The following is a 4,209-nucleotide window of genomic DNA, read 5'->3' as shown; positions in this document are numbered from 1 at the left end:
TTGTAGGCCTTGAGTTCGGCGCGGGTGGGGAGCTTGCCGTGCACCAGCAGGTGGGCGATCTCCTCGAATTCGCAGGTCTCGGCGATGTCGAGGATGTCGTAGCCGCGGTAGTGCAGGTCGTTGCCGGTGCGGCCGACCGTGCAGAGCGCAGTATTGCCGGCGGCAACGCCCGACAGGGCGACGGATTTCTTCGGCTTCGGGGCGTCCTGCTGGACTGGCTGCTGCTGCTGCTCTGGCATCGCGTCTCCTGTCTGTCTGCTGGCCCGCCCGGCGGTCAAGCTGCCGCCCGGATGCGGGGCCGGGCAATCGGGCCCGGGTCAATGGCCCGGGTCAATGGATCGGGTAAGAATCCGGGTTACAGCAACGGCGAACATCGAACTCACGCAAAGAAGCGGTCCAGCACCATGCAGGGCAGTTCCGCCCCGGTGGCGTGGGCGCGCTGCAGCAGCGACCAGTAATAGCGGTAGCTGGCGCGGTCGTGCAACTGGCCCTGGTGGCGGATCGGCGCCCAGTTGTTCTCGTAGGCGGCCAGCAGGATCTCGCTGGCCGCGCCGATCTCGGCGCCGCTCGGGCGGAATGCCGCCACGATGGGGTCGATCTGGCCCGGGTGGATGCTCCACTTGCGCAGGTAGCCGAACTCCGTGCGGGCGCGCATGGCGTCCTCGCCGGCGCGTCGGGGCTGCTCGATGTCGGTGCTGACATTGTGCGAAGGCACCTTGCCGTGGCGGTGGCAGGCGGCCGAGATCTCCAGCATGGCGCGCCGGATCAGCGGCTGCTCGAATTGCTGCGGCGAGCGCATGGCCTCGCCGGGGATGGCGCCATGGTGGGCGGAGACGAAATCCATGAGGCCGAAGCTCAGGCATTCGACCTGCACCAGGCGGGCGATGTCGAACGCCTGTTCGAGTGCGCCATGCGTCTCGATCAGCACATGGATCGGAATGTGACGCGCAATGCCGGCGGCGCGCGCCACCTGGTTGACGTGGTCGGTCACGCGCGCGACTTCCACCACGTCGGCCACCTTCGGAATGGCCACGTACGCCAGGCGCGCGCCGGCGCTGCCGACCAGGATGTCGATGTCCTCGCGCCAGCTCGGGTGGGCGGGGTCGTGAATGCGCACGCCCACGCGGTTGAAACGGTTTTGCGGTCCGTTGATCAGATGCGCGCACAACTCGGCGTGCTCGCGCTCGAGGCCGACCGCGGCGCCGTCCTCGCAGTCGAAGGTGATGTCGAAGACCGGCCCAAGCTCTTGCTGCAGGGCGAGCGATTTCAGCATCAGCTTTTCGTTGCCGGCATAGTGGTCGCAGACCGGCAGTTGGGCCGGAATGGCTTCGCCCTGGAACAAGACCTCGGAGGGATGCACGTTAGGTATTCTGGTTTGGGTTGGTGTCCGGGGACCGGGCGGCGCGCCCATGAAAAAAGCCGGAGCCCGCGCCGATCCGTGAATCGTTGCGGGGCTCCGGCCTGATCATTGGCGCTGCCTGGGACTAGATCTGAGGAGGATCAGCCGAGCAGGTGCTGCACGCCGGCTTTCTCTTCTTCCAGTTCCTTCAGGGTGATGTTGATCTTTTCCTGGCTGTAGGCGTCGATCTCCAGACCCTTGACGATCTCGTACTTGCCGTTGGCGGTGGTCACCGGGTAGCCGAACATGGTGTCGGCCGGGATGCCGTACTCGCCGTTCGACGGGATGCCCATCGTGACGACCTTGCCATTGCTGCCCAGCACCCAGTCATGCACGTGGTCGATGGCGGCGTTGGCGGCCGAGGCAGCCGACGACAGGCCGCGCGCTTCGATGATGGCGGCGCCGCGCTTGCCGACGGTCGGCAGGAACACGTCGTTGTTCCAGGCGTGGTCGTTGATCAGGTTCTTGACGCTCTGGCCGTCGACGGTCGCGTAGCGGTAGTCGGCGTACATGGTCGGGCTGTGGTTGCCCCACACGAACATCTTCTCGATCGACGAAACCGGCTTGCCGGTCTTGGCGGCGATCTGCGACAGCGCGCGGTTGTGATCCAGGCGCAGCATGGCGGTGAAGTTCTCGCGCGGCAGGCTCGGCGCGGACTTCATGGCGATGTAGGCGTTGGTGTTGGCCGGGTTGCCGACCACCAGCACCTTGACGTTGCGGCTGGCGACTTCGTCCAGTGCCTTGCCCTGCACCGTGAAGATCTGGGCGTTGGCTTCGAGCAGGTCCTTGCGTTCCATGCCCTTGCTACGCGGACGGGCACCGACCAGCAGGGCCACGTCGGCATCCTTGAAGGCGACCTTGGGGTCGTCGGTGATCACCACGCCTGCCAGCAGCGGGAACGCGCAGTCTTCCAGTTCCATCACCACGCCCTTGACGGCGGCCTGGGCTTGCGGGAGATCCAGCAGTTGGAGGATGACCGGCTGGTCTTTGCCAAGCATGTCGCCATTGGCGATGCGGAACAGCAGGGAATAGCCGATCTGGCCAGCGGCGCCGGTGACTGCGACGCGCATTGGGGCTTTAGCCATGAGTAGATCTCCAAACGTAAAGAGGGGGAAACTGGACGGTGTCGCGCCGGACGGTGGTCCGTACGTCACCGGGTGCGAGTTTGTMGCCACGGCGGCAGGCGGCAATCCGCCGGCGCGCTGGGAGCGATGCCGACTGGGAGGAGCCACTACGGGTCATGGGGTGCGACAAAGCGTAAGTCTACTGCGAAGAGGGGTGCCGTATCCAGAGTGGTGCCGGCGTGAAACCAGCGGGAGTGTAGGCGCGCCTCCGCGCAATGTCAATTCATATGTCTTATATAAGACATAAGACATTTAATGCCGGGCTGGACGCCCTTTGCCGTTTTGTGGTGAAATTCGCCTATGTCATCCCTGCCCACGCCCCTCGTCGGTACTGCCGTTGCTGCAGTGCAGGATAGTGGCGCCGCTGCGTCCGGCGCCGGCACGCAGTCGCCTGTGGCGGCCGCGGTTTCGCCCACGTTCAGCCCACTCTACCAGCAGATCAAGGCGCTCATCACCCAGAGCCTGCAGTCCGGCGAATGGAAGCCGGGCGACATGATCCCCAGCGAAATGGACCTCGCGGCCCGCTACAAGGTCAGCCAGGGTACCGTGCGCAAGGCCATCKACGAACTTGCCGCCGAGAACCTGGTGGCGCGCCGCCAGGGCAAGGGCACCTTCGTCACGACCCATCACGAGGATGGCGTCAAGTTCCGGTTCCTGCGACTCGTCCCCGATGAGGGCGAGCCCCATTATGGCGCCAGCCAGGTGCTGGAGTGCAAGCGCCTGCGCGCGCCCGCCGAGATCGCCMGCCTGCTCGATATCCGCACCGGCGACAGCGTGGTGCAGATCCGCCGCGTGCTGTTTTTCTCCGGCGAGGCCACCGTGCTGGACGAGATCTGGCTGCTGGGCACCAATTTCAAAGGGCTGACGGCCGAGAAGCTGACCGAATGGAAGGGGCCGATGTATGCGCTGTTCGAGGCCGAGTTCGGTACGCGCATGATCCGGGCCTCCGAGAAGATCCGCGCGGTGTCCGCCGACGCCGCCACCGCAGCCTTGCTTTCCGTGGAGGCTGGCGCGCCGCTGCTGTCCGTCGAGCGCGTGTCGTTTACCTACGGCKACCGCCCCGTCGAAGTCCGGCGCGGCTTGTATGTCACCACCCGGCACTATTATCAGAACGATTTGAGCTGAGTTGCCGTGTGGGAATCTCTGGCGGTTATTGTTGCCGCGGCCATGGCCGCCGCCGCTGTTGCGCGAAGTGGGATTATTACGCCGTGGCGAGGCCGCGTGCGATTGTCGGGCACGGCATGTTGGTGCGCGATAGCTGAAAATTATTGGTGCGCCGCGCAACAAAGGCGCTAAAATYATGTGGATTTGCTCCAACTGCATTCATTTGCATGCAGGGCATTGAGTAGTTTCGTTTTTTGTTTACCGCAAAATGGGGTCTCGCATGGCTGAAGCCGTCAAACAAGCCAGGCCGGAGTTCCGGAACATCCATGTCACGCAGCTAGCGCGTTACAGGTTGCCCTGGGCCGGCAAGGTGTCCATCCTGCATCGCGCAAGCGGTGCSWTGATGTTCCTCCTYCTTCCTTTCGTSCTSTAYCTGTTCGAGCAAAGCGTCACCTCCGAACTGAGTTTCGCAAAGTTCTCGGCGCTCCTGTCCGGCGGCTTCGTCAAGCTGGTTCTGCTGGCCCTGATCTGGGGTTACCTCCACCACTTCTGTGCCGGCATCCGTTTCCTGCTGCTCGACGT

The 4,209-nt window shown here is 64.4% G+C and carries 5 protein-coding genes; 2 read left to right on the top strand and 3 right to left on the bottom strand.

What is annotated here, in order from left to right:
• From AC1DKV_RS40180 to AC1DKV_RS40170, 3 genes are all read right to left on the bottom strand, one after another.
• A partial coding sequence (locus tag AC1DKV_RS40180; protein ID WP_441624441.1) for a citrate/2-methylcitrate synthase occupies positions 1-239 on the bottom strand: 239 nt, incomplete at its 3' end.
• Between the two features lie 140 nt (positions 240-379).
• Positions 380-1,360, bottom strand: a complete 981-nt coding sequence (locus AC1DKV_RS40175) for an HpcH/HpaI aldolase/citrate lyase family protein (protein WP_441624439.1) — start codon at positions 1,358-1,360, stop codon at positions 380-382.
• Positions 1,361-1,500: 140 nt separating this feature from the next.
• The gene (locus AC1DKV_RS40170) at positions 1,501-2,484 is read right to left on the bottom strand and encodes a malate dehydrogenase (RefSeq protein WP_441624437.1); all 984 of its coding nucleotides are present in this window, start codon (positions 2,482-2,484) and stop codon (positions 1,501-1,503) included.
• A 339-nt stretch (positions 2,485-2,823) separates the two neighbouring features.
• Here AC1DKV_RS40170 and AC1DKV_RS40165 point away from each other — a divergent pair, with 339 nt between their 5' ends.
• Together AC1DKV_RS40165 and sdhC are read left to right on the top strand one after the other, a co-directional pair.
• The gene (locus AC1DKV_RS40165; RefSeq protein ID WP_477139729.1) at positions 2,824-3,648 is read left to right on the top strand and encodes a GntR family transcriptional regulator; all 825 of its coding nucleotides are present in this window, start codon (positions 2,824-2,826) and stop codon (positions 3,646-3,648) included.
• 259 nt (positions 3,649-3,907) lie between these two features.
• Positions 3,908-4,209: succinate dehydrogenase, cytochrome b556 subunit (gene sdhC / locus AC1DKV_RS40160; RefSeq protein WP_477139728.1), on the top strand; the 302-nt coding region annotated here is incomplete at its 3' end.

The sequence above is a fragment of the Cupriavidus sp. 05T41 genome (genome assembly GCF_056396525.1).
This window is presented reverse-complemented; position numbering and strand designations above follow the sequence as displayed.